Source organism: Bradyrhizobium sp. 18BD (genome assembly GCF_054185225.1).
The window spans coordinates 90,189-114,409 of the sequence record NZ_JAVAYL010000023.1 but is presented as its reverse complement, the minus strand read 5'-3'; the positions used below and the strand labels follow the sequence as shown (position 1 = coordinate 114,409).

The window sequence follows — 24,221 nt, the reverse complement described above, 5'->3', positions numbered from 1 at the left end:
GACCATAGGGGCGCAGACGCGGCGCCCTATCGTTCCCAACACACACAATGTCACATCCGAACCTTCCCATGACCGAGGTCCTCGTCGTTGCCGAATGCTGGCAGCGCGAACCCGATTCCGAAGCCGTGATCCAGCGCGCAGTCGCCGCCGCCGCCGAGAGTGTCGACGAAGACGTCGCCGACGCCGAAGTGGCCGTGATGCTGACCGATGATGCCGGCATCCGCACCCTCAACAGCAACTGGCGCGGCATCGACAAGCCGACCAACGTGCTGTCGTTTCCCGCGCTCCAGCCGGAGGGCGAATGGAAGGAAGGCGATGCGCCGCGCATGCTCGGTGACATCGCGATCGCCTACGAGACCATGCGGCGCGAGGCGGACGAGGAACACAAGCCGTTCGATCATCATTTGAGCCATCTCGCGGTGCATGGTTTCCTGCATTTGATCGGCTACGATCACGAGAACGACGACGACGCGGAAGAGATGGAAGCGCTGGAAACGCAGATCCTGGCCCATCTCGGCATTCCCGATCCCTATGCCGACCGCGCGGGGACGCACTGAGATGCCGGATTCAGAGCCTATTCACGACAATCCGCGCAACACGGCCAATCTGCCGGCCGTGGTGACGCCCGGCGAGGTGCTGCGTCCGACCGCTGAAGGCTGGCTGCTGCGCGCGATCCGCACGCTGTTCGGCTGGAAGGCCGGCTCGGTGCGCGACGATCTCCAGGTCGTGCTCGACGCGTCGACGCCCGACGACACCGGCTTCTCCGCGGTCGAGCGCACCATGCTGCGCAACATCCTCGGCCTGCACGAGCGCCGCATCGCCGACGTCATGGTGCATCGCGCCGACATCATCGCGGTGAAGCGCGACATCCCGCTCGGCGAGTTGATGGACCGCTTCGAGAGCGCCGGTCATTCGCGGCTCGTGGTCTACAACGAGACGCTCGACGATCCCGTCGGCATCGTCCACATCCGCGATCTGCTTGCCTTCATGACCGCGCGGGCGCGCGTGTCGGAGGCCACCAAGACCAAGCGCAAGAAGCCGCTGCCGGCCGGGCTCGATCTGAAGGCCGTGGACCTCGCGCTGCCGCTGCAGGATGCGCGCATCATCCGCAAGCTGCTCTATGTGCCGCCGTCGATGCGGGCGATCGACCTGCTCGCGCAGATGCAGGCGACGCGCATTCATCTGGCGCTGGTCGTCGACGAATATGGCGGCAGCGACGGCCTTGTTTCGCTCGAGGACATCGTCGAGCAGATCGTCGGCGAGATCGACGACGAGCATGACAGCGACGAGCCGCCGTCGATCGTGCGGCTGCCCGACAACGCCTTCATTGCCGATGCCCGTGCCAGCCTCGACGACGTCCGTACCGTGATCGGCGGGGATTTCGTCACCGGCGAAGCCGGCGAGGAAGTGGAGACGCTCGGCGGTTATCTCGTCAGCTTCGTCGGTCGCCTGCCGGTGCGCGGCGAGGTGATCTCGGGCCCCGGCCATTACGAGGTCGAGGTGCTCGATGCCGATCCGCGCCGCGTCAAGCGGCTGCGCATCTCGACGCGGAAGGAGCGGCCTGCGCCGCGCACCCAGCGCGAGAGCCGCCGCCGCGAGGCTGCGCCGGAGAGCGGTCAGCCGCCGTCGAGTGACACGCCGACCCCGCCGCCGAGCGACGGAACCGGCCCGCAGTGAGTTTGTTCCAGCGATTTAAGCAGATTGCGCTTGCCATCATCCTTACCTGGGACTGGAAGCGCGCGCTCCTCGCCATGGCGTGCGGCGCGCTGTCGGTGCTCGCGCTGGCGCCGTTCAACATCTTTCCGGTGCTGTTCATCACCCTGCCCGTGATGGTCTGGCTGATCGACGGCGCCGGCGCCGGACGCTATGGCGGCGTCCCCGCCGCGGCGCTGACCGGCTACTGCTTCGGGCTCGGCTATTTCGTCCCCGGCCTCTACTGGATCGGCTACGCCTTCTTCGTCGACGCCGATATCTTCGCCTGGCTGACACCGTTCGCCGTGCTGGGCCTGCCGGCCTATCTCTCCATCTTCACGGCAATGGGCTTTGCGCTGGCCCGCCTGCTCTGGACCAAGAACGCCACCCGCATCCTCGCGCTCGCCGCGAGCCTCACCATCGCCGAATGGCTGCGCGGTCACGCGCTGACCGGCTTTCCCTGGAACGCGTTCGGCTATGCGCTGTCCGAGCCGCTGCCGCTGGCGCAGACGGCGTCGCTGATCGGCCTATGGGGCATGACGTTCCTCAGCATTGCGATCTTCGCGAGCCCCGCCACGCTCATCGACCGCACGCCCGATCGCCGCCCGGCATGGCGCGCGCCGGCCGCCGCGGTCGCGCTCCTGATCGTCATGGCCATCTTCGGCGCGATCCGCCTGTCGCTGCATCCGACCACGATGGTCGCGGGCACCAAGCTGCGCCTGATGCAGCCGGACCTGCAGCAGGACGCCAAGTTCAACTACTCCGCGAAGACGGAGGTGATGAAGAAATACCTCGCGCTGTCGGATCGCGCCTCCGGGCCGCAATCGACCGGCGTGAGCGATGCCACCATCCTGATCTGGCCGGAATCCGCGTTTCCGTTCTTCCTCACCCGCGAAGCCGACGCGATGGCGCAGATCGCCGAGCTGCTGCCGAAGGGCACGGTGCTGATCACGGGCTCGGTCCGCGCGCCCGATCTGCCGCGGGGAACGCCGATCACGCGCGCCTATAATTCGATCTACGTGATCGATCACGACGGCAGCGTGCTCGCTGTGTACGACAAGCTGCATTTGGTCCCGTTCGGCGAATTTCTTCCGTACCAGGACCTGATGGAGAAGCTCGGCTTCGAGCAGCTGACGCGCGTGCGCGGCGGCTTCATTGCCGGAACCGTGCGGCACGCACTGACCGTGCCGGGCGCGCCAAGCGCACTGCCGCTGATCTGCTATGAGGCCATCTTTCCCGGTGAGGTTGCCGGACGCAACGAGCGTCCGGGCTGGATCGTGAACCTTACCAATGACGGCTGGTTCGGTATTTCGACAGGCCCCTACCAGCATCTCGAGCAGGCGCGGATGCGCGCGATCGAGCTCGGATTGCCGCTGGTCCGCTCCGCCAATACCGGCGTCTCCGCAGTGATCGATCCGGTGGGACGCACCGTCGCCAGCCTCGGTCTCGGGGTCGAAGGCATTTTGGACGCAAGCCTGCCCGCTGCGATCCCGCCGACTGTCTATGCGCGGGTTGGCGACGTGCCTGCAGCCATGCTCGTCGCGCTGGCCGTGTTTCTCGCGGTCCGCCGACGTGTTGCCAAACGGCATCCCTGATCACGCGGTCGCTGGCGGATTTCGGTCGCGGTGGCGGAATCCTTTGACAACCGTAGTCCCACGGTTGACAGATTGCACGCGGGTTCCTCATTCTGCACCCGCTGCGAAAGACGGTGGGCGTTGCTAAATTTCTCCGCAATGTTTCCCAATAAGAGGGTTTGATTTTTACGATGCTGGCACCTGAGGCATTCTTTCGATTGCGCTGAAGGTGGTGTTTGGAGGCTGAGGAAATGTCGAAAGCGCCCAACCCTGTTGACAAATATGTCGGCAGCCGCGTGCGCATGCGCCGCATCATGTTGGGCATGAGCCAGGAGAAGCTCGGTGAAGCTTTGGGCCTGACTTTCCAGCAGATCCAGAAATACGAGAAGGGCACCAATAGGGTCGGCGCAAGCCGCATCCAGCAGATCGCCGAGATCCTGCAGGTGCCGGTCTCGTTCCTGTTCGAGGGCGGCCCGAGCGGCGTCGCCGGGCCCGATGGCTTCGCCGAAGGCGCTTCGCCTTCTTATGTCTCGGACTTCCTCGCGACCTCCGAAGGTCTCGCTTTGACCAAGGCGTTCACGCGAATCACCGATTCGAAGATGCGCCGCTCGATCGTCGATCTCGTCGAGCAGATCGCAGCGCGCGAAGGTCCCGACAAACGCTGACGCCACCTCTCAATCCGATTTGAGACTGCGTCAAATCTGGCCTATGTCGTCATTTGCGGCTGCGTCTTGATGCGCGCCGAGTGAGATGATGCGGTTCAAAGGCATAGATGCGTCCATGGCGAACTCAAACTGGTTCGATACTCAAACTATTCTCGACGGCATCCGGCGCTGGGTGGAGATCGAGACGCCGACAGAGGCCCCTGAACAAGTCAACAAGCTGGTGTCGCTGGTCGCGGATCAGTATCGCGGCCTGCCCGTCACGCTTGAACGCATCGACGGCGTCGACGGCCGTGGCGATCATCTGCTCGTCCGCTCGACCTGGGGCCAGGAGCAGCCGGGCATCCTGGTGCTGAGCCACCTCGATACCGTTCATCCCCTCGGCTTCATCGAGCGGCTGCCGTTCAAGGTCGAAGGCGACAGCGCGTTCGGTCCCGGCATCTACGACATGAAGGGCGGCGCCTACATCGCCCATCATGCATTTCACGCGCTCTGCGCCGACGGCAATCGCTCCCCGCTCGGCATCACCCACATGTTCACCTCCGACGAGGAGATCGGCAGCCCCACTTCGCGTGCGTTGATCGAGAAGGAAGGGCGCAAGGCCAAATACGTGCTGGTGACGGAGCCGGCGCGCGACGGCGGCAAGATCGTCACCGGACGCAAAGGTGTCGGACGCTTCCAGGTGTTCATCAAGGGCGTGCCCGCGCATGCGGGCTCGCGGCCCGAAGACGGTCGCAGCGCCGTTCGCGAGCTTGCCAACGTCATCCAGGCGCTGGAGGGGATGAACGATCTGGCGCGCGGCGTCACCGTCAATGTCGGCGTGGTGCGCGGCGGCACGCGTCCCAACGTGACGCCGGAAGAAGCCTATGCCGAAATCGATCTGCGCGTGCCGAGCTTCAAGGATGCGGACGAATTCGTCGGCAAGATTCTCGGACTGAAATCGAAGACGGACGGCGTCACCGTCACGGTCACTGGCGAGCTCAACCGTCCGCCTTACGAGAAGGGCAATGCCGGCGCCTCGCTGTACGAGCACGCCAAAGCGCTCGCCTCGGAGATCGGATTCGAGCTGATCGACACCTATACCGGCGGCGGCTCCGACGGCAATTTCACTGCCCCTTATACCGGCACACTCGACGGCCTCGGCGTCGACGGCAAGGGCGCGCACACCCATTATGAGCAGCTCTATGTCTCGTCGCTCGCACCGCGCGCGCGGCTGCTCTATCGCCTGTACCAAACGCTGCGATGAGCGAGCGCAAATCAGATCCCGAACGCGATGACAGCGAGCGCGCCTTCTTCGGGCGCCGCAAGGGCCATAAGCTCAGGCAGCACCAGGGCGAGCTGATCAATCATCTGCTGCCGCATCTTGCGCTCGACATCGAGGGCGAGAAACCGACGAACGCCAACGAGATCTTCGATCCCGTAGCGGAAGATGTACGACTCGAGATCGGCTTTGGCGGCGGCGAGCATCTTGCGGCGGAAGCGCAGAACTTCGCCAGGACCGGCTTCATCGGCTGCGAGCCCTATGTCAACGGCATGGCAAAGATCCTCGCGCAGATCGAGGCCGCCAATATCGCCAACATCCGCCTGTTCGCGGGCGATGCCGCCGAGTTGCTGGCCTGGCTGCCGCCGGCCTCGCTGTCGCGGATCGACCTGATCCATCCCGATCCCTGGCCGAAGCGGCGGCACTGGAAGCGGCGCTTCGTCCAGGACAGGACGATCGCCGCGATGGCGCGCGTGCTCAAGCCGGCCGGCGAATTCCGCTTCGTCTGCGACATCGACGATTATTGCGCCTGGACGCTGTCGCATCTCGCGCGCTCGCCGGATTTCAAATGGCTCGCCGAGCGCGCCGATGATTTCCGCCAGCCATGGGACGGCTACACCATGACGCGCTACGGCCGGAAGGCCACGCGCGAAGGGCGCAAGACGACGTATCTGAGATTTCAAAGGGGCAGCTAATCGTCATTGCGAGGAGCGCAGCGACGAAGCAATCCAGAGTACTCCTGCAGAGGCAGTCTGGATTGCTTCGCGGAGCCTGTCATCGGGCCGCGCTACGCGCGGACCCGTTGGCTCGCAATGACGGAGCGCGAGTCTAGATCGTCTGGCGATTGCGCCAGAACTTCACGACACGCTCGGCCGTCGATGGCATCAGGCGCGTGAAGTTCATGCGGGCGGACTCGATGTCGGCATCGGCGGGCATGCGATGCGGCCCGTACCAGAGCAGGATCAGCGAGCGCACCGTGGGCCAGCCGAGATTCAGCATCCGCCCCACGATCAGAATCGGATCGTAACGGTCGCCCGAGACCAGGCGGTCGAGGATCGAGAGCCTGATGCCGGCCATCGCCGAGAGCGAGGCGATCGACTCCTCGTATTTGTGCGCCTTGGCAAAGCCGAGCAGCGCGCTTTCGCCGAGATGACCTTCGCGATGCAAGGTGAGCACCGTGCGCTGCGCCGCGGAGAAATCGCGCCGCGGTCCCGGCGGCAGCGTGGCTTCCTCGATCGACGCCATCGCGCGCTTGATCTCGACCTGCCGCACCGGATTTACGACGAGGGACAGGCGACGGCGGATGACGTCGAGCGTGCCGTTGAGGAGCTCTTTCAGATGATCGCCGGAGAGATCGGTGCGCTGGCCGATCTTCAGCGTGAGCACGCCGTCCTGCGCCGCGCGCTTGACCAGCTCGGAATAGCTGCCGGGTGAGAACACCGCGCCGGCATTGCCGGCGGCGCGACGCACCACGTCGCGATCGCCGCGCTCGACCAGCACATCGGTGATGACGGCCGACAAAGCGGGACGCTCCGTCATCGCCAGCAGATGGCCCTGCCCTTTCAGCCGCGCGATCTCGACGAGGGCGGCGTCATCGAGCACGGGCGAGCGGCGCAGCACCGGGCCCGCCACCATGATCTCGTTTTCGCGCGCGAGCTGGTTCACGAGATGCCGCGGCGCGTTGTTCAGGCGTGAGAAGCGTTCGGCGAGATCGACCCGCGAGGTCAGCTCGGCATGCGGGACGAGATCGATCAGGAGATCGTCGAAGAGATCGATCAGTTCGGGACGGAGTCTGGCGGGATCCTGGAAGAACAATTCGGCGATGGCGCGCGCGATCTCGCCGCGACGCCGGGGATCGCCGCGTTTGACGATATCGTCCAATCCTGGGATGAGCGACGTGGCAACGGTCATGAAAACGCAAACTCGTACAGGGCACGCCGCGGGTGCGCCCTTGGTCCAAGCCGCCCCACAATCAGCGAATTTAGGCCTCGGAGGTGAAGGAAGCGTTGCGCGGGGGGCCGCGAATCGGGCGCAAAAAGCCTGATCCGGCCTGCGATGGGTCTTGTCCGGGAGGGCGGAAAGGGCTATATCAGCGCCAATTCATCTTCTCATACGATCCGCGTAGTGAGAGTGGGCCCGAAAGGACCCGCTCTTTTTTATTACCTGAACGCGGCTTGGTGGAAGATGCGGCCCGACAAGCCGTCGGGAAAGTTCCGAAGCGGGCTTTGACGTTTTAACCAAGCCTTAACCATCGAGACCATCGAGCGCCTTGACCCCTGATATGACCGAACCGAACACTGGTTCCACCGATGCCGAGTTGCTGGCCGAGCCGAGGCTCGTGGTCGAGCCGGGCGCGGCGGCGCGAGTGTCTGCGGTCGCGGCCCCGGTGCTCGAGGGCATGGGCTACCGCCTGGTGCGAATCCGCATCTCCGGCGAGGCCGGCTGCACCGTGCAGATCATGGCCGAGCGGCCGGACGGCTCGATGCAGCTCGAGGATTGCGAGGCGATCTCGCGCGCGCTGTCGCCCGTGCTCGATGTCGCCGACCCCATCGACCGCGCCTATCGGCTGGAGATCTCCTCGCCGGGGATCGACCGTCCGCTGGTGCGCCGTTCCGATTTCGAGCGCTATTCCGGCCACCTGGTGAAGGTCGAGATGGCCGTCGCCCATGAAGGGCGCAAGCGGTTCCGCGGCACGCTCGGCGCTGTCGAAGGCGACCGCGTGCATCTGCATCGCGACGACGTCAAGGCCGGCGACGATGCCGACGTTCTCCTGACCATGGAGGATATCGGCGAGGCCCGTTTGGTGCTGACCGACGAGCTGATCGCCGAATCCATGCGCCGCGGCAAGGCCGAGGAGCGCCAGATGCGCCGCGATCTCGGCATCGCGCCGCCGCAGGCCCCGCACGCGAAAATCAGCGAAAAGACCACCAAGAACACCAAGCCGCAGAAAAAGAAGCCGGCCCCGACCAATACCAAGAAACATCGCCTTGCCGCCGAACGCGCGCGGCGCGGCGAGATCGAGCCTGACCAAGGAGACTAGCCATGGCAGTCAGCGCCAATCGACTTGAATTGCTTCAGATCGCCGATGCCGTTGCACGCGAGAAATCGATCGACCGCGGCATCGTCATCGCCGCGATGGAGGACGCCATCGCCAAGGCCGCTCGGGCCCGTTACGGCAGCGAGACTGACGTTCACGCCGAGATCGACCCCAAGAAGGGCGAACTGCGGCTGTCGCGCCACATGCTGGTCGTCGAGAAGGTCGAGAACCACTCCAACCAGATTTCGCTGGTCGATGCGCAGCGCGCCAATCCCGGTGCCCAGGTCGGTGACACCATCGCCGACACCCTGCCGCCGCTGGAATATGGCCGCATCGCCGCGCAGTCGGCCAAGCAGGTCATCGTTCAGAAGGTGCGCGAGGCCGAGCGTGACCGGCAGTATCAGGAATTCAAGGACCGCATCGGCGACATCGTCAACGGCGTCGTCAAGCGCGTCGAATATGGCAGCGTGATCGTCGATCTCGGCCGTGGTGAAGCCATCATCCGCCGTGACGAGATGCTGCCGCGCGAAGTGTTCCGCAACGGCGACCGCGTCCGCGCCTACATCTTCGACGTCCGCCGCGAGACCCGCGGCCCGCAGATCTTCCTCTCCCGCACCCATCCGCAGTTCATGGCAAAACTGTTCGCGCAGGAAGTGCCGGAAATCTATGACGGCATCGTCGAGATCAAGGCGGTGGCCCGCGATCCGGGCTCGCGCGCGAAAATCGGCGTGATTTCCCGCGATTCCTCGGTCGATCCGGTCGGCGCCTGCGTCGGTATGCGCGGCTCGCGCGTGCAGGCCGTGGTGAACGAGCTGCAGGGCGAGAAGATCGACATCATTCCGTGGTCGCCCGACATCGCGACCTTCGTGGTCAACGCGCTGGCGCCGGCGGAAGTCTCCAAGGTCGTCATCGACGAAGACCGCGAGCGCATCGAGGTCGTGGTGCCCGACACCAACAACCAGCTCTCGTTGGCGATCGGCCGCCGCGGCCAGAACGTGCGTCTGGCCTCGCAGCTCACCGGCTGGGACATCGACATCCTGACCGAGCAGGAGGAATCGGAGCGCCGCCAGGCCGACTTCGAGAATTCCACCCGCGTCTTCATGGAGTCGCTCAACGTCGACGAAGTGGTCGGCCAGCTGCTGGCGTCCGAAGGCTTCACCTCGGTCGAGGAACTCGCCATGGTGGACCTCAAGGAACTCGCCGGCATCGAAGGCTTCGACGAGGAGACCGCGCAGGAGCTGCAGAACCGTGCCCGCGAATATCTCGAGCAGCAGGAAGCCGAGATCGAGGCCCGCCGCAAGGAGCTGGGTGTCGAGGACGCCGTCAAGGACGTGCCCGGCGTCACCTCGAAGATGCTGGTGAAGTTCGGCGAGAACGACATCAAGACGGTCGACGACCTTGCCGGCTGCGCCACCGACGATCTGGTCGGCTGGACCGAGCGCAAGGAAGGCGGCGAGCAGACCAAGCATCCCGGCGCGCTCGACGGTATCGACATCTCCCGTGACGATGCAGAGGCGATGATCATGCAGGCCCGCGTCAAGGCCGGCTGGATCACCGAGGCCGATCTTGCCAAGCCTGCCGAAGAGGCTGAGGCGACTGAAGATCAGCCGGCTTAAGGACGAAGGAGAATGTCGCCCGGATGCTCGCAGATACTGTTCCCGAACTTGACCATGGACCGCGGACCGAAAGGTCCGCGACCATGCGCATGTGCGCGGTCAGTCGCGAGGTCCGGCCGATCGACGAGCTGATCCGCTTCGTCATTTCGCCCCAGGGCGACATAGTTCCCGATCTCAAACGCAAGCTGCCCGGACGCGGCATGTGGGTGACCGCCTCGCGCGAGGTGGTTGCGGAAGCCGTGCGGCGTCACCAATTTAGCAAAGCCTTCAAGCGCGAGCTGCGCATTCCCCAGACGCTTCCTGCCGACATCGAGGCGCTCCTGGTCCGGAGCGTGACGGAAGCCCTTGGGATTGCCGCCAAGGCGGGCCAGATCGTGGCCGGCTTCGGCAAGGTCGAGAGCGCCCTTCGGGAGGGCACGGTCGAGGTCCTGATCCACGCCAGCGACGGGGCCGCGGACGGAATCCGCAAATTGGACATGCTGGCGCGTCAAAATGCCGGAAATGGCGGCGCCAGGCCGCAGATTCCCGTCGTCACCGCACTTAAATCGTTAGAATTGGATTTGGCACTGACCCGGTCAAATGTGATACATGCTGCCCTGCTCGCGGGCCCGGCGAGCAAGTCATTCCTGTCACGTAGCCAGATGCTGGTCCGATACCGGATGGCGGACGTTGACAAGACTGCCGAAAAGCCCGGCCAGGATTTCTGAGAGACACGACGACCCGATAGGACGGTGCGGCAACGCACAACACTGATAAATCAGGATTAGGACTGCTGAATGGTTGATACCAAGACCCCTGACGACAAGAAGCTGAGCGTTCCGAGCAAGACGCTATCGCTCAAGCCGCGCGTCGAAACGGGCACTGTGCGCCAGAGCTTCAGCCATGGCCGCAGCAAGCAGGTCGTGGTCGAGAAGCGCGGCAAGCGCCGTATCGACGGCAGCCCTGAGCCGCAGGCACCCACGGTGGTTGCAAAGCCAGCTGCACCTGCGCCCACGCCGTCGCGCCCGTCGGCCCCGCCGCGCAACGCCGGATCCGGCGTGGTGCTGCGCACGCTGACCGAGGACGAACGTTCCGCCCGCGCCAGCGCGCTGGCCGATGCCAAGGTGCGCGAAGTCGAAGAGCGCCGCCAGGCCGAGGAAGAGGCGCAGCGCCGCGCTGTTCGCGAGGCCGCCGAGCGCGCCGAGCGCGAAGCCGCCGAATCCCGCCGCAAGGCCGAGGAAGAGCGTCACCGTCACGAGGACGAAGCCAAGCGGAAGGCCGAGACCGAAGCCAAGAAGCGTTTCGGCGAAGGCGAGCAGCCGGCAGCGGCGCGCCCTGCAGCCGCAGCGGCGGCTCCGGCCGCTCCCGCGCCGCGTCCCGGTGCGCCCGCAGCGCGTCCGGGTGCCCCCACGACCACGGCACGCCCGGGAACAACGACCGCACGCCCCGGTACGACCACGCAGCGGCCGGCCGGCGGTGGCCCGCTGGGTCGCGCTCCGGCAGTCGCAGCCGGACCGGACGAGGAGGATGGTCCGCGCCAGATCCGTCGCGGTCCCGGCGGCGCCGCGCGTCCTGTGGTGCCCCCCAAGACCACCCACAAGCCCGGCCCGCAGAAAGAGCGCGGCCGCCTGACCGTCGTCACGGCGCTGAATGCCGACGAAGTGCGTGAGCGCTCGATCGCCTCGTTCCGTCGCCGCACCCAGCGCCTGAAGGGTCATGCCTCGAACGAGCCGAAGGAAAAGCTCATCCGCGAGGTGGTCATTCCGGAAGCGATCACGATCCAGGAACTCGCCAACCGCATGTCCGAACGCGCGGTCGACGTCATCCGCATGCTGATGAAGCAGGGCGCGATGCACAAGATCACCGACGTGATCGACGCCGACACCGCGCAGCTGATCGCCGAAGAGCTCGGCCACACCGTCAAGCGCGTGGCGGCTTCCGACGTCGAGGAAGGCCTGTTCGACGTCGTCGACGATTCCACCGACACCGAGACGCGTTCGCCCGTGGTGACGGTGATGGGTCACGTCGACCACGGCAAGACCTCGCTGCTCGATGCGCTCCGTCATGCCAACGTGGTCTCCGGCGAAGCCGGCGGCATCACCCAGCATATCGGCGCCTATCAGGTGACCTCGCCCGAAACCGGCAAGAAGATCACCTTCATCGACACGCCCGGCCACGCCGCGTTCACCGCGATGCGCGCCCGCGGCGCCAAGGTCACCGACATCGTCGTGCTGGTGGTCGCGGCCGATGACGGCGTGATGCCGCAGACGGTCGAAGCCATCAATCACGCCAAGGCGGCAGGCGTGCCGATCATCGTTGCCATCAACAAGATCGACAAGCCCGATGCCAAGCCCGAGCGCGTGCGCACCGAGCTGCTCCAGCACGAGGTGCAGGTGGAATCCTTCGGCGGCGAAGTCGTCGACGTCGAGGTGTCCGCCAAGAACAAGACCAATCTCGACAGGCTGCTCGAGATGATCGCGCTGCAGGCCGAAATCCTCGACCTGAAGACCAACTCGGAACGTCCAGCCGAAGGCACCGTGATCGAAGCCAAGCTCGATCGCGGCCGTGGTCCGGTTGCCACCGTGCTGGTCCAGCGCGGCACGCTCCGTGTCGGCGACATCATCGTCGCCGGCGCCGAGATGGGCCGCGTCCGCGCGCTGATCTCGGATCAGGGCGAGACCGTGCAGGAGGCAGGTCCCTCGGTTCCGGTCGAGGTGCTCGGCTTCAACGGTCCGCCGGAAGCCGGCGATCGTCTCGCCGTGGTCGAGAACGAAGCCCGCGCCCGCCAGATCACCAGCTACCGCGCGCACCAGAAGCGCGAGAACGCGGCGGCCTCGATCTCCGGCATGCGCGGCTCGCTCGAGCAGATGATGTCGCAATTGAAGACGGCGGGCCGCAAGGAATTCCCGCTGATCGTCAAGGCCGACGTGCAGGGCTCGCTGGAAGCGATCCTCGGCTCGCTGGAAAAGCTCGGCACCGACGAAGTCGCCGCCCGCATCCTGCATGCCGGCGTCGGCGGTATCTCGGAGTCCGACGTGACGCTCGCGGAAGGCTTCAACGCCGCGATCATCGGCTTCTCGGTTCGTGCCAACAAGGAGGCCGCTGCGGCCGCCAAGCGCAACGGCATCGAGATCCGCTACTACAACATCATCTACGACCTCGTGGACGACGTGAAGAAGGCGATGAGCGGTCTGCTCGCGCCGACCTTGCGCGAAACCATGCTGGGCAATGCCGAGATCCTGGAGATCTTCAACATCTCCAAGGTCGGCAAGGTTGCCGGCTGCCGCGTCACCGACGGCACCGTGGAACGCGGTGCCAATGTGCGCCTGATCCGCGACAACGTCGTCGTGCACGAAGGCAAGCTGTCGACGCTGAAGCGCTTCAAGGACGAAGTGAAGGAAGTCCAGTCCGGTCAGGAATGCGGCATGGCCTTCGAGAACTATCACGACATGCGTGCCGGTGACGTGATCGAGTGTTACCGCGTGGAGACGATCCAGCGCTCCCTGTAAGTCCAAATCTTACCGAAGCGCCCGGATCTTTTTGAGCTGAAATTGCGAAAGTGCGATGGCCGGATTATTCCGGCCATCGCGCCGCATTCGTTTCAACAGGACAAATGACAATGCTCGTGTCCCAAACGCGGGCACGACGAGGTGATTTTCGACCATGCCACGGCATCATCAGAAGAAGAGTTCCGCGCCCGGCGGCTCGCAACGCCAGTTGCGCGTCGGCGAGCAGGTTCGCCACGCGATGGCCGAGATTCTGGCGCAAGGCAATGTGCATGATGCCGACCTTGAAGGTCACATCATCACCGTGCCGGAGGTGCGGATGTCGCCTGATTTGAAGCTCGCAACAGTTTACGTGATGCCGCTCGGTGGCCGCGACACCGAGATCGTCATTGCTGCGCTCGAGCGCAACAAGAAATTCCTGCGCGGCGAGGTCGCGCGGCGCGTTAACCTGAAATTTGCACCTGACATTCGCTTCCGCGTCGACGAACGATTCGACGAAGCGGAACGGATCGAGAAGCTTTTGCGAACACCTGCGGTGCAGAAGGACCTTGAACAGGATCCGGATTCGGATCGGGAAGAAGAGCAATGACGATGGACCCCGTACACGGCACGATCGGCGGCAACGATGTCGATCAGCGCGACGTGACGAAGAATAATTTTGCGGATCTCGGCGGCAATTCCCAGCCGCATCAGGGGCCGCGCCACGTCAACAACGATCCGCGCGCCAAGCAGCAGAAGGGCAACCAGCCGCGCCGCGACCGGCGCGACGTCCATGGCTGGGTCGTGCTCGACAAGCCGATCGGCATGACCTCGACGCAGGCCGTCGCCGTGCTCAAGCGCCTGTTCAACGCCAAGCGCGCGGGCCACGCCGGCACCCTCGATCCACTCGCGTCCGGCGGCCTGCCGATTGCGCTCGGCGAAGCGACCAAGACGGTGCCGTTCGTGATGGACGGCCGCAAGCGCTACCAGTTCACCGTGTGCTGGGGGGAGGAGCGCGACACCGACGACATCGAGGGCCGGGTCACCGCCACCTCCGACCAGCGCCCGACCCGGGAGGCCATCCTGGCCCTGCTGCCCCGCTTCACCGGGGTGATCGAGCAGATCCCGCCGCGCTATTCCGCGATCAAGGTCCAGGGTGAGCGCGCCTATGACCTCGCCCGCGACGGCGAGGTCGTGGAGCTGGCCGCCCGTCCGGTCGAGATTCACCATTTAACCCTTGTAGATCAACCAGATAACGACCGGGCCGTGTTCGAGGCCGAGTGCGGCAAGGGCACCTATGTCCGGGCGCTGGCCCGCGATATGGGCCGGATTCTCGGCACTTTCGGCCATATTTGCGCGCTCCGGCGCACCCTGGTCGGCCCATTTGGCGAAAACGACATGATTCCGCTGGATCAGTTGGAGGCTTTATGCGATAGAGCCGCGTCCGGCGAGGGTAGCCTCGCGGACGCGCTTATGCCCGTTGAGACCGCGCTGGACGACATCCCGGCACTGGCCGTCACTCGGGCTGATGCGGCAAGGCTCCATCGGGGCCAAGCCGTTTTGTTGCGCGGACGGGATGCGCCCACAAGTAGCGGCACAGTCTATGTCACGGTGGCAGGCCGTCTTTTGGCGCTTGCTGAAGTTGGCAATGGCGAAATCATCCCCAAGCGTGTGTTCAACCTGACCGGCTTGACTGCCTCAACCGGTCGCAACGAGAGATATTGACGATGTCGATTGCCGCAGAACGCAAAGCGGAAGTCATCAAGACGAATGCCAACAAGGTTGGCGACACCGGCTCGCCCGAGGTTCAGGTCGCGATCCTTTCGGAACGCATCAACAACCTGACCAACCATTTCAAGACCCACGTGAAGGACAACCATTCGCGTCGTGGCCTCTTGAAGCTGGTTTCGACCCGCCGCTCGCTCCTCGACTACCTGAAGAAGCGGGACGAGGCGCGTTACAAGGCGCTGCTCGAGAAGCACAACATTCGTCGTTAAGAGTTCCTGCGCGCGCCACTGGCGCGCGTTTTCGCGCATGGTTTCGAACGAAAGCGCTTATTTAAAGGTTTTTGATCGAGGCTGCGTGCACGTCGGATGCGGGCCGTTGACGGCGAGCATCCGGGCATGATGAGCGAAGACCGAGGTTCGGTGTTCGCGTTCGTGCCGACTGACAGTCCAGCAGCAATCCGGCGGCTGGGCACAACGGGCAAGGCGCCCGTATGACCCGAAAGGATGGACGCCATCCGAAATCCAAAAACCATGGCAGGATCGCAGGACGCTGATCATTCGCTCCGATCAGCGCCCCGCAATCTTGCGCATGGTTTTTGTTTTTCGAGCCGTCCTTCTTTCGAGAACCCATGAAAGAAGACATCTATGTTCAATAAGCATTCGGTCGAGATCGACTGGGGTGGACGTACTCTCAAGCTGGAAACCGGCAAGATCGCACGCCAGGCCGACGGCGCCGTGGTCGCCACCTATGGCGAGACCGTGGTGCTCGCCACCGTCGTCGCGGCGAAGGCGCCGCGCGAAGGCGTCGACTTCCTGCCGCTGACCGTCGACTACCAGGAGAAGACCTACGCCGCGGGCCGCATTCCCGGCGGCTATTTCAAGCGCGAGGGTCGTCCGACCGAGAAGGAGACGCTGGTCTCCCGCCTGATCGACCGCCCGATCCGTCCGCTGTTCGTCGACGGCTGGCGCAACGAGACCCAGGTGATCGCCACCGTGCTGTCGCACGACATGGAGAACGATCCCGATATCGTCGCGCTGGTGGCATCGTCGGCTGCGCTGACCCTGTCGGGCGCTCCGTTCAAGGGCCCGATCGGTGCCGCGCGCGTCGGCTTCGCCAATGACGAGTTCATCCTCAACCCGACGCTCGACGAGATGGTCGAGACCCAGCTCGATCTCGTGGTCGCCGGCACCGCCGACGCCGTGCTGATGGTGGAATCGGAAGCCAAGGAACTGAACGAAGACATCATGCTCGGCGCCGTGATGTTCGGTCACCGCCACTTCCAGCCGGTGATCAACGCGATCATCGAGCTCGCTGAGAAGGCCGCCAAGGAGCCGCGCGAAGTCACCGTCATCGACAATTCGGCGCTCGAGAAGGAAATGCTCGGCCTCGTCGAGCAGGAGCTGCGCGCCGCCTACGCCATTCCGGTCAAGCAGGATCGCTACGCCGCGGTCGGCAAGGTCAAGGAAAAGGTGATCGCCCATTACTTCCCCGAAGGGCAGGAGCCGAAATACGACAAGCTGCGCGTCGCCGGCGTGTTCAAGGAGCTCGAGGCCAAGATCGTTCGCTGGAACATCCTGGACACCGGCAAGCGCATCGACGGCCGCGACTCCAAGACGGTCCGCAACATCGTCGCCGAAGTCGGCGTGCTGCCCCGCGCCCACGGCTCGGCGCTGTTCACCCGCGGCGAGACCCAGGCGATGGTCGTGACCACGCTCGGCACCGGCGAGGACGAGCAGTACATCGACGCGCTGTCGGGAACGTACAAAGAGACGTTCCTGCTGCACTACAACTTCCCTCCCTACTCGGTCGGTGAGACCGGCCGTCTCGGCGGCACCAAGCGCCGCGAGATCGGCCACGGCAAGCTCGCCTGGCGCGCGATCCACCCGGTGCTGCCGCCGCACCACGAGTTCCCCTACACCACGCGCGTGGTGTCGGAGATCACCGAGTCGAACGGCTCGTCCTCGATGGCCTCGGTCTGCGGCGCCTCGCTCGCGCTGATGGATGCCGGCGTGCCGTTGAAGCGGCCGACCGCGGGCATCGCGATGGGCCTGATCCTCGAAGACAAGCGCTACGCGGTTCTCTCGGACATCCTCGGTGACGAAGACCATCTCGGCGACATGGACTTCAAGGTCGCGGGTACCGAGCAGGGCATCACCTCGCTCCAGATGGACATCAAGATCGAGGGCATCACCGAGGAGATCATGAAGGTCGCCCTCGGCCAGGCCAAGGATGGGCGTATCCACATCCTCGGCGAGATGTCCAAGGCGCTCACCGCTGCGCGCGCCGAGCTCGGCGAATACGCGCCGCGCATCGAGACCTTCAAGATCGCCACCGACAAGATCCGCGAAGTGATCGGCACCGGCGGCAAGGTGATCCGCGAGATCGTCGAGAAGACCGGCGCCAAGGTCAACATCGAGGACGACGGCACCGTGAAGGTCGCCTCCAGCGACGGCGAGGCGATGAAGGCTGCGATCAAGTGGATCAAGTCGATCGCGTCGGATCCGGAAGTCGGCCAGATCTACGACGGCACCGTCGTCAAGGTGATGGAGTTCGGCGCCTTCGTGAACTTCTTCGGCTCCAAGGACGGTCTCGTCCACATCAGCCAGCTCGCTTCGGCGCGCGTGCAGAAGACCACCGACGTCGTCAAGGAAGGCGACAAGGTCAAGGTCAAGCTGCTCGGCTTCGACGATCGCGGCAAGACCCGCCTGTCGATGAAGGTCGTCGACCAGACCACCGGCGAAGACCTCGAAGGCAAGGACAAGGGCGGCGAGGGCGAGAAGGCCCCGCGCGAAGCGGCCGGCGAGTAATCGCTCCGCAACCATTGCCAGAAACACGAAGGGCGGCCGAAAGGCCGCCCTTTTTGTTTGTGCCGTTTCGTTGATCAGTCCGTAGCCCGCATGAAGCGAAGCGGAATGCGGGACCGGCGTCCCGGATTACGCTACGCTCCATCCGGGCTACAGGAGGCACCTCTCCCGCAAGCAGGAGAGGTGCAACATACTCTCAAGCCGTGAGGTCGAACCGGTCGAGGTTCATCACCTTGGTCCAGGCCTTGGCGAAGTCCTTCACGAACTTCTCCTTGGAGTCCGAGGTCGCATAGACCTCGGCGAAGGCGCGGAGCTGCGAGTGCGCGCCGAAGATGAGATCGGCACGGGTGCCGGTCCACTTCACCGCATTGGTCTTGCGGTCGCGTGCCTCGTAGGTGCCGTCGGCCACCGGCGTCCACTGCGCGCTCATGTCGAGCAGGTTGACGAAGAAGTCGTTGGAGAGCGTTCCCACCTTCGCGGTGAGCACGCCGTGCTTCGACCCGTTCGCATTGGCACCGAGCACGCGCAGGCCGCCGACCAGCACGGTCAGCTCAGGTCCCGTGAGCTTCAGAAGCTGCGCGCGATCGATGAGCGCCTCCTCCTGCTGCAGGAACTGCTGCTTCTTGCTGATGTAGTTGCGGAAGCCATCGGCCCGCGGCTCCAGCGGCGCGAAGGAGGCGGCGTCGGTCTGCTCCTGCGAGGCGTCCATGCGGCCCGGCGTGAAGCCGACCTTCACGTCGACGCCGGCATCCTTCGCGGCCTTCTCGACCGCGGCAGTGCCGCCGAGCACGATCAGGTCCGCGAGCGAGACCTTCTTCGCACCGGTGTTGAACTCCTTCTGGATCGCTTCGAGCTTGCCGAGCACCTTCGAGAGCTGGGCCGGCTGGTTCACCTCCCAATCCTTCTGCGGGGCAAGACGGATGCGCGCACCGTTGGCGCCGCCGCGCTTGTCCGAGCCGCGGAACGTCGAGGCCGACGCCCAGGCGGTCGAGACCAGCTCGGAGACCGAAAGACCCGAGGCCAGGATCTTCGTCTTCAGCGCAGCGATGTCCTGGTCGCTGGCCAGCTCGTGGTTCACGGCCGGGATCGGATCCTGCCAGATCAACGTCTCCTTCGGCACCAACGGGCCGAGATAGCGCTGGATCGGGCCCATGTCGCGATGGGTGAGCTTGAACCAGGCGCGGGCAAAGGCGTCCGCGAACTGATCCGGGTTCTCCAGGAAGCGACGCGAGATCTTCTCATAGGCCGGGTCGAGGCGCAGCGAGAGGTCGGTCGTCAGCATGGTCGGCCGATGCTTCTTGGACTTGTCGAAGGCATCAGGAATGATCGCGTCGGCGCCCTTGGCCGTCCACTGGTTCGCACCGCCCGGGCTCTTCGTCAGCTCCCATTCGTACTTGAACAGGTTCTCGAAGAAGTTGTTGCTCCACTTGGTCGGCGTCGTCGTCCAGGTCACCTCGAGACCGCTGGTGATGGAATCACCGGCGAGGCCCGATGCGTGCTTGCTCTTCCAGCCGAGGCCCTGATCTTCCAGCGCGCCCGCTTCCGGCTCCGGTCCGACCAGCGACGGATCGCCCGCGCCGTGGGTCTTGCCGAAGGTGTGGCCGCCGGCGATCAGCGCGACGGTTTCCTCGTCGTTCATTGCCATGCGGAAGAAGGTCTCGCGGATGTCCTTGGCCGCCGCGATCGGATCGGGCTTGCCGTTCGGGCCTTCCGGGTTGACGTAGATGAGGCCCATCTGCACCGCGCCGAGCGGCTCGGCGAGCTGGCGCTCACCGCTGTAGCGCTCGTCACCGAGCCAGGTGCCTTCCGGACCCCAATAGAGCTCTTCCGGCTCCCAGACGTCGGCGCGGCCGCCGGCGAAACCGAAGGTCTTGAAGCCCATCGACTCCAAGGCGACGTTGCCGGCGAGCACCATCAAATCGGCCCAGGAGATCTTGCGGCCGTATTTCTGCTTGATCGGCCAGAGCAGGCGGCGTGCCTTGTCGAGATTGGCGTTGTCGGGCCAGCTGTTGAGCGGCGCGAAACGCTGCTGACCGGCGCCGGCGCCACCGCGGCCGTCCGTGATGCGATAGGTGCCCGCGCTGTGCCAGGCCATGCGGATCATGAGGCCGCCGTAGTGACCGAAATCGGCGGGCCACCACTCCTGCGAATCCGTCATCAGAGCGGTGAGATCCTTGACGACCGCGTTCAGGTCGAGCGTCTTGAATTCCTTGGCGTAGTCGAATTCCTTGCCCATCGGATCGGACAGGTCGGAATTCTTGTGCAGCATCTCGATGCTGAGCTGGGTGGGCCACCAGTCGCGGTTCACGCGCGTGGGTTTTCCGCCCGAAAACGGGCACTTCGAAGTGTCGTCCATGATTACCTCCTCTGGTGGCGTCCGACGGCGCCTTTGACCAGGTAGAGCCACTCTAAGCGCCGCGTCCTATCAGGTGAAGTTGACTTTAATGATCGCTGCGATAGGATTTTCTTATGATCAATCTGACGCTGCGCCAGCTCCGGTACTTCGATGCGCTGGCGCGCCATGGTCATTTTGGCCGCGCGGCTGAATCCTGTTCGATCTCGCAACCGGCGCTGTCGATGCAGATCAAGGAACTGGAGGGGACGCTCGGTGGCCTGCTGCTGGAACGCAGCGCGCGGCAGGTGACGCTGACCCGGTTCGGCGAGGAACTCGCCCAGCGCGTCCGCGACATCCTGCGCTCCGTCGACGAGCTCGGCGATTTCGCCCGGGCCTCGCAGGATCGCTTCGCCGGCCGCCTGCGCATCGGCATGATCCCGACGATCGCGCCATACCTGCTGCCCAAGATCACCAAGAATCTCACCCGCATGCACCCGGAGCTCGACATCCGCGTGCGCGAGACGATGACGCCACGGCTGATCCAGGAGCTGGTCGAGGGCCGGCTCGACACCGCCATCGTCGCGCTGCCGGTGTCGGAGCCCTCGCTCACCGAGGTCGCCCTGTTCGAGGAAAAATTCCTGCTGGTGCGGCCCGGCGCCGACGAGGGAACGCCGGCCCCGTCGCGGGAGATGATGCGGGAGATGCGGCTGCTGCTGCTCGAGGAGGGCCACTGCTTCCGCGATCAGGCGCTGTCGTTCTGCAACATGCAGTCGGCGCCGCCGCGCGAGATGCTGGATGCGAACTCGCTGTCGACGCTGGTGCAGATGGTCAGCGCCGGCATCGGCGTCACCTTGATCCCCGAGATGGCGGTGGCGGTGGAGACGCGATCGGCCTCGGTTTCGTTGACGCGCTTCCGCGACCCCGAGCCCTCGCGCACCATCGGCATGGTCTGGCGCAAGACCAGCCCGCTGGCACGGCAGCTGCTGCAGATTTCCGAGGTGGTGTGCCTGTCGGCCGGCAAGGTGCGCGCACGGCAGTCCGTGCGCAGCCAGCGGGCCTGACGATTCGATGCCGCAACCCATCATCCGCCTCTCCCGCCCGGACGAGTATGACGAGATCGCCCGCATCTGGATGGAGAGCTGGGTGTCGACCGGGCTTGCCGAGGCGAGCAACTTCCTGCTGGCGAATTTGCGCGCGCGTATTAGGCGCGAGATCGAGGACGGCTGGACTCTCTACGTTGCCGATGACAACGGCACCATCGCCGCCATGCTGGCGCTGCATCTGCCGAAGCGCTATCTCGACATGCTCTTCGTCGCGCCCGCCTATCAGGGGCAGTCGCTCGGCCGGCAATTGCTCGCCTTCACGCGCACGCAATTACCCGACGAGATCGAACTGCGCTGTGTGCGCGAGAACGAGAAGGCCTGGCGCTGGTACGAGCGCGAGGGTTTTGTGTTCGAGACCGAGGTGGTGAATCCGGCGACCGGCTTCATGATGAAATGCTACCGGTGGAAGCGGCAGCCGCCCTTCGGATAGACGGCGACTTTCGGGCGCAGCTTGTGGTTGTCACCATCCCCACCTAGTGTGGACCTTCGATGATCTCCTGCTTCTGATCCCCTGGAATCCATGTTTCGATCTGCTGCCTCAGTGCTCGTCCTGCTGTCTTTCCTGGCTCCAGCAGCGGCGCAAGCTCCGCCTGCAACCACGACTCCAGCGGCTCAGTCCCCACCACAGGCAAAACCGGCTGCCAAGAAACCAACGACGAAGCCGAAGACCGCAGCCAAGCCCGCGGAGCCCGCAAGCACCGGCCCATGCGGCATTGGCGTGATCGCGGCGACGCAGGACCTTTTCGTCGTCCAGAAGATCGGCCTCACTGTGTTCGGGAACGATTACGCGGAAGTGCCGGTGTCATGGGGTCTCGACGACCTCACTTTTGCGCGGGTCCGTGCGGCCGCCGGGACGACACCGGTGCGACGGATCCCCTACAGCAAGAGCGCCTTCGATTCCTATTATCACCCGACGGGCGGCCTGTTTCGCAACCAGCGCGAAGAGCTGTCGAACCTGGTCCGGGAGATCGCAGGCAATGCCGGTTGCGAACGCTATGTCGTTGTCATGCGCAGCGAAGGACAGCTGGACGGGACCAATCAGTCTCTCAACGGCGTCGGCATCTTCAGCCGGGGCGTCGGCATGATCTCTTACGCCTATGTCTTCGTCTATGTCGGCGTGATCGTGGTCGACGGCCAGACGTTCGAGATCAGGAAGGGGCCCGCCGTGACATTCGAGGGTGTCATGAAGCATCTGGCCGACAACTTCGTCGACAATGAATTCCTGCGGAAAGTGGACAAGTCCACCTTCCCGGAGACGGCGGCGGACGCTGCCAACAACACCGTCTTGCGCGATACCACCCGTGACTTTCTGACGAAACGGCTGGACAAGATTCTGCCGCCGTATTTTGCGCAATGAGACGCGTTGGCGTGCGACAATGAATATTCTCGCCGTTATCGCAATGGTCTCATATGTGCTGCTATCCCCGAGCGGCGGACATGTGCAGCCTGCGCCAAGACCGGAGGCGGTCAGACCGGCCGCGAAGAAGCCGGCTGTCGCTCCACGTGCGCCCGCAGAAGCGGGCCCTTGTCAGATCGGCGTGATTCCGATCGCAGGCGACCTGTTCACGGTCGAGAAATTCGGTCCCCTAAAGTTTCTCGACAAGTACACGCGCACTTCGGTCGCGGCGTGGGCGCTCGACGACCTTGTCGTCTCCCGCGTTCGTGCCTCTGCACCCGGCATTTCCGTACGCAGGATTCCCTACACGCTGGAGGAACTCAGGTCCGGGGGCCGACAGAAGCAGAATCCATGGTTCTATCGGGCCGAAGCCGACGTGAAGGGCTTTGTTCAATTTTCTAGCGCCAAAGATCCGCTGTGATCGCTACATCGTCGTCCACCGGCACGGCGGAACGCACCGGGAATACGGTATCGGCATCTCACAATACCCCTATGGCGGGGCCGTGCATCTCTTCGCCATGATGCTCATTCGGATCTATGACGGCCGGACTTTCGAGCTGATCAAGGAGGCGCCGGCCTTGATGACCGAGGATACCTATATCGAGCGCATGACGCACAATTTTCTCGGCGGCCCCTCGATGCAGTTGGATGCTGCGATGTTTCCCGAAAAGCCGGCGGAAGTGGTCAAAAATACGGTGCTGCGCGACGGCGTGCGAACGATGCTCATCAAGAGCCTCGACAAGACGCTTCCGGCTCTGTTGCAACGTGCGACATCGCCTTCGTCGCGTTGACCAAGATATCGCTCGCAGAACGGCCCTTCGCTCTAGGCGTGGTGCGTTGCGAACGCACCGCAAACGCGCCATGAATTGCGCGCTGTTGGCAGTCCGCCGGTGAAAGGTTCCCGCCATGATCAAGCTCTATTGGTCGCCCCGCTCGCGCTCGTTCTCGACGCTCTGGCTGATGGAGGAGAGCGGCCTGCCCTATGAGCGCGTGCTGACCGACATCTCGACCGGCGCGCAGAAGGCGCCGGACTTCTTGAAGGTCAATCCGATGGGCAAGGTGCCGGCACTCAGCGACGGCGATGCTGCGCTCGGCGAAGCCGCCGCGATCTGCGCCTATGTCGCCGACCGCTATCCCGAGACGAAGCTGGCGCCTGCCGTAACCGATCCGCGACGCGCGCGCTATCTGCAATGGCTGTTCTTCTCGCCGAGCTGTATCGAGCCCGCGATCATCCAGATCTTCACCAAGATCGAGGTGCCGAGCTCGACCGCGGCCTGGGGCAGTGCGACGCAGGTGTTCGACGTGCTGGAAGCCGCGCTCGAGAAGGGTCCGTGGATCCTCGGCGAGGAATTTTCGGCCGCCGACATCACCGTCGGCTCGGGCCTGAACTTTGCGGTGCGCCTGTTCAAGATGGTGCCGTCGCGCCCGGCCTTCGATGCCTATATCACGCGCTGCATGGCGCGGCCGGCATTCCAGCGCGCCGAGAAGATTGCGGCGGGGTGAGGCCGCTCTCGTCGGGTGGACAAAGGCGCAACGCGCCGTGCCCACC

The 24,221-nt window shown here is 64.6% G+C and carries 22 protein-coding genes; 20 read left to right on the top strand and 2 right to left on the bottom strand.

Annotated features, from left to right (window positions below):
• Positions 1–68: 68 nt before the first annotated feature.
• The 6 genes from ybeY (at position 69) to trmB (ending at position 5,884) form a co-directional block, all read left to right on the top strand.
• Positions 69–557, top strand: coding sequence for an rRNA maturation RNase YbeY (gene ybeY / locus RAD16_RS33280; RefSeq protein ID WP_458162068.1), 489 nt, complete (start codon positions 69–71; stop codon positions 555–557).
• A 1-nt stretch (position 558) separates the two neighbouring features.
• On the top strand, positions 559–1,677 hold the full coding sequence (locus RAD16_RS33275; protein WP_458162067.1) for a hemolysin family protein: 1,119 nt from the start codon (positions 559–561) through the stop codon (positions 1,675–1,677).
• Positions 1,674–3,287 (top strand): apolipoprotein N-acyltransferase, encoded by a 1,614-nt coding sequence (lnt, locus tag RAD16_RS33270; protein WP_458162066.1) that lies wholly within the window; start codon positions 1,674–1,676, stop codon positions 3,285–3,287. Before RAD16_RS33275 ends, lnt begins: the two co-directional genes overlap by 4 nt.
• A 230-nt stretch (positions 3,288–3,517) precedes the next feature.
• The gene (locus tag RAD16_RS33265; RefSeq protein ID WP_008131807.1) at positions 3,518–3,931 is read left to right on the top strand and encodes a helix-turn-helix domain-containing protein; all 414 of its coding nucleotides are present in this window, start codon (positions 3,518–3,520) and stop codon (positions 3,929–3,931) included.
• A gap of 85 nt (positions 3,932–4,016) precedes the next feature.
• Positions 4,017–5,174 carry a M20 family metallopeptidase gene (locus tag RAD16_RS33260; RefSeq protein WP_458162065.1) on the top strand — a complete coding sequence of 386 codons (1,158 nt, stop codon included), beginning with the start codon at positions 4,017–4,019 and terminating at the stop codon, positions 5,172–5,174.
• Positions 5,171–5,884 carry a tRNA (guanosine(46)-N7)-methyltransferase TrmB gene (gene trmB, locus RAD16_RS33255; RefSeq protein WP_458162064.1) on the top strand — a complete coding sequence of 238 codons (714 nt, stop codon included), beginning with the start codon at positions 5,171–5,173 and terminating at the stop codon, positions 5,882–5,884. The genes RAD16_RS33260 and trmB overlap by 4 nt, the downstream gene beginning before the upstream one ends.
• Positions 5,885–6,017: 133 nt before the next feature.
• Here the strand turns inward: trmB and RAD16_RS33250 are convergent, their stop codons facing one another.
• Positions 6,018–7,100: a DUF2336 domain-containing protein gene (locus tag RAD16_RS33250; protein ID WP_458162063.1), complete on the bottom strand. Its 1,083-nt coding sequence runs from the start codon at positions 7,098–7,100 to the stop codon at positions 6,018–6,020.
• A gap of 370 nt (positions 7,101–7,470) precedes the next feature.
• Between RAD16_RS33250 and rimP the strand changes: the two genes are divergently transcribed.
• From rimP to pnp, 8 genes are all read left to right on the top strand, one after another.
• Complete coding sequence (gene rimP / locus RAD16_RS33245) at positions 7,471–8,229, top strand: ribosome maturation factor RimP (protein WP_458162062.1); 759 nt, start codon at positions 7,471–7,473, stop codon at positions 8,227–8,229.
• Between the two features lie 2 nt (positions 8,230–8,231).
• Positions 8,232–9,842, top strand: a complete 1,611-nt coding sequence (gene nusA, locus RAD16_RS33240) for a transcription termination factor NusA (RefSeq protein ID WP_326903681.1) — start codon at positions 8,232–8,234, stop codon at positions 9,840–9,842.
• Positions 9,843–9,865: 23 nt separating this feature from the next.
• Positions 9,866–10,549, top strand: coding sequence for an RNA-binding protein (locus RAD16_RS33235; RefSeq protein ID WP_458162061.1), 684 nt, complete (start codon positions 9,866–9,868; stop codon positions 10,547–10,549).
• A gap of 69 nt (positions 10,550–10,618) precedes the next feature.
• Positions 10,619–13,330 (top strand): translation initiation factor IF-2, encoded by a 2,712-nt coding sequence (gene infB, locus RAD16_RS33230; RefSeq protein ID WP_458162060.1) that lies wholly within the window; start codon positions 10,619–10,621, stop codon positions 13,328–13,330.
• 154 nt (positions 13,331–13,484) lie between these two features.
• On the top strand, positions 13,485–13,916 hold the full coding sequence (gene rbfA / locus RAD16_RS33225) for a 30S ribosome-binding factor RbfA (protein WP_025032909.1): 432 nt from the start codon (positions 13,485–13,487) through the stop codon (positions 13,914–13,916).
• Positions 13,913–15,031 carry a tRNA pseudouridine(55) synthase TruB gene (truB, locus tag RAD16_RS33220; protein ID WP_458162059.1) on the top strand — a complete coding sequence of 373 codons (1,119 nt, stop codon included), beginning with the start codon at positions 13,913–13,915 and terminating at the stop codon, positions 15,029–15,031. Before rbfA ends, truB begins: the two co-directional genes overlap by 4 nt.
• 2 nt (positions 15,032–15,033) lie before the next feature.
• Complete coding sequence (gene rpsO, locus RAD16_RS33215) at positions 15,034–15,303, top strand: 30S ribosomal protein S15 (protein ID WP_027531556.1); 270 nt, start codon at positions 15,034–15,036, stop codon at positions 15,301–15,303.
• A 375-nt stretch (positions 15,304–15,678) separates the two neighbouring features.
• The gene (gene pnp, locus RAD16_RS33210) at positions 15,679–17,841 is read left to right on the top strand and encodes a polyribonucleotide nucleotidyltransferase (RefSeq protein WP_458162058.1); all 2,163 of its coding nucleotides are present in this window, start codon (positions 15,679–15,681) and stop codon (positions 17,839–17,841) included.
• Between the two features lie 193 nt (positions 17,842–18,034).
• Here the strand turns inward: pnp and katG are convergent, their stop codons facing one another.
• Positions 18,035–20,194 carry a catalase/peroxidase HPI gene (gene katG, locus RAD16_RS33205; RefSeq protein ID WP_458162057.1) on the bottom strand — a complete coding sequence of 720 codons (2,160 nt, stop codon included), beginning with the start codon at positions 20,192–20,194 and terminating at the stop codon, positions 18,035–18,037.
• A 113-nt stretch (positions 20,195–20,307) separates the two neighbouring features.
• Between katG and RAD16_RS33200 the strand changes: the two genes are divergently transcribed.
• The 6 genes from RAD16_RS33200 (at position 20,308) to RAD16_RS33175 (ending at position 24,175) form a co-directional block, all read left to right on the top strand.
• A complete protein-coding gene (locus RAD16_RS33200) occupies positions 20,308–21,234 on the top strand; it encodes a LysR substrate-binding domain-containing protein (RefSeq protein ID WP_458162056.1) in 927 nt (308 codons plus the stop codon).
• A gap of 7 nt (positions 21,235–21,241) precedes the next feature.
• On the top strand, positions 21,242–21,706 hold the full coding sequence (locus RAD16_RS33195; protein ID WP_458162055.1) for an N-acetyltransferase family protein: 465 nt from the start codon (positions 21,242–21,244) through the stop codon (positions 21,704–21,706).
• Between the two features lie 288 nt (positions 21,707–21,994).
• Positions 21,995–22,633 (top strand): hypothetical protein, encoded by a 639-nt coding sequence (locus RAD16_RS33190; protein ID WP_458162054.1) that lies wholly within the window; start codon positions 21,995–21,997, stop codon positions 22,631–22,633.
• Positions 22,634–22,652: 19 nt separating this feature from the next.
• Positions 22,653–23,093 (top strand): hypothetical protein, encoded by a 441-nt coding sequence (locus tag RAD16_RS33185; RefSeq protein WP_458162052.1) that lies wholly within the window; start codon positions 22,653–22,655, stop codon positions 23,091–23,093.
• A 160-nt stretch (positions 23,094–23,253) separates the two neighbouring features.
• Positions 23,254–23,463, top strand: coding sequence for a hypothetical protein (locus RAD16_RS33180; RefSeq protein WP_458162051.1), 210 nt, complete (start codon positions 23,254–23,256; stop codon positions 23,461–23,463).
• Positions 23,464–23,578: 115 nt separating this feature from the next.
• Positions 23,579–24,175 carry a glutathione S-transferase family protein gene (locus RAD16_RS33175; protein ID WP_458162050.1) on the top strand — a complete coding sequence of 199 codons (597 nt, stop codon included), beginning with the start codon at positions 23,579–23,581 and terminating at the stop codon, positions 24,173–24,175.
• The last annotated feature ends 46 nt before the right edge of the window (positions 24,176–24,221 follow it).

Coding starts and splice junctions, on each gene's coding strand:
- RAD16_RS33195 (WP_458162055.1), top strand. CDS start 21,242: ATGCCGCAACCCATCATCCGCCTCTCCCGCCCGGACGAGTATGACGAG.
- RAD16_RS33200 (WP_458162056.1), top strand. CDS start 20,308: ATGATCAATCTGACGCTGCGCCAGCTCCGGTACTTCGATGCGCTGGCG.
- pnp (WP_458162058.1), top strand. CDS start 15,679: ATGTTCAATAAGCATTCGGTCGAGATCGACTGGGGTGGACGTACTCTC.
- RAD16_RS33175 (WP_458162050.1), top strand. CDS start 23,579: ATGATCAAGCTCTATTGGTCGCCCCGCTCGCGCTCGTTCTCGACGCTC.
- rpsO (WP_027531556.1), top strand. CDS start 15,034: ATGTCGATTGCCGCAGAACGCAAAGCGGAAGTCATCAAGACGAATGCC.
- rbfA (WP_025032909.1), top strand. CDS start 13,485: ATGCCACGGCATCATCAGAAGAAGAGTTCCGCGCCCGGCGGCTCGCAA.
- RAD16_RS33185 (WP_458162052.1), top strand. CDS start 22,653: ATGAATATTCTCGCCGTTATCGCAATGGTCTCATATGTGCTGCTATCC.
- infB (WP_458162060.1), top strand. CDS start 10,619: ATGGTTGATACCAAGACCCCTGACGACAAGAAGCTGAGCGTTCCGAGC.
- RAD16_RS33250 (WP_458162063.1), bottom strand. CDS start 7,100: ATGACCGTTGCCACGTCGCTCATCCCAGGATTGGACGATATCGTCAAA.
- RAD16_RS33260 (WP_458162065.1), top strand. CDS start 4,017: ATGATGCGGTTCAAAGGCATAGATGCGTCCATGGCGAACTCAAACTGG.
- RAD16_RS33275 (WP_458162067.1), top strand. CDS start 559: ATGCCGGATTCAGAGCCTATTCACGACAATCCGCGCAACACGGCCAAT.
- truB (WP_458162059.1), top strand. CDS start 13,913: ATGACGATGGACCCCGTACACGGCACGATCGGCGGCAACGATGTCGAT.
- katG (WP_458162057.1), bottom strand. CDS start 20,194: ATGGACGACACTTCGAAGTGCCCGTTTTCGGGCGGAAAACCCACGCGC.
- ybeY (WP_458162068.1), top strand. CDS start 69: ATGACCGAGGTCCTCGTCGTTGCCGAATGCTGGCAGCGCGAACCCGAT.
- trmB (WP_458162064.1), top strand. CDS start 5,171: ATGAGCGAGCGCAAATCAGATCCCGAACGCGATGACAGCGAGCGCGCC.
- RAD16_RS33235 (WP_458162061.1), top strand. CDS start 9,866: ATGCTCGCAGATACTGTTCCCGAACTTGACCATGGACCGCGGACCGAA.
- nusA (WP_326903681.1), top strand. CDS start 8,232: ATGGCAGTCAGCGCCAATCGACTTGAATTGCTTCAGATCGCCGATGCC.
- RAD16_RS33180 (WP_458162051.1), top strand. CDS start 23,254: ATGACCGAGGATACCTATATCGAGCGCATGACGCACAATTTTCTCGGC.
- RAD16_RS33265 (WP_008131807.1), top strand. CDS start 3,518: ATGTCGAAAGCGCCCAACCCTGTTGACAAATATGTCGGCAGCCGCGTG.
- rimP (WP_458162062.1), top strand. CDS start 7,471: ATGACCGAACCGAACACTGGTTCCACCGATGCCGAGTTGCTGGCCGAG.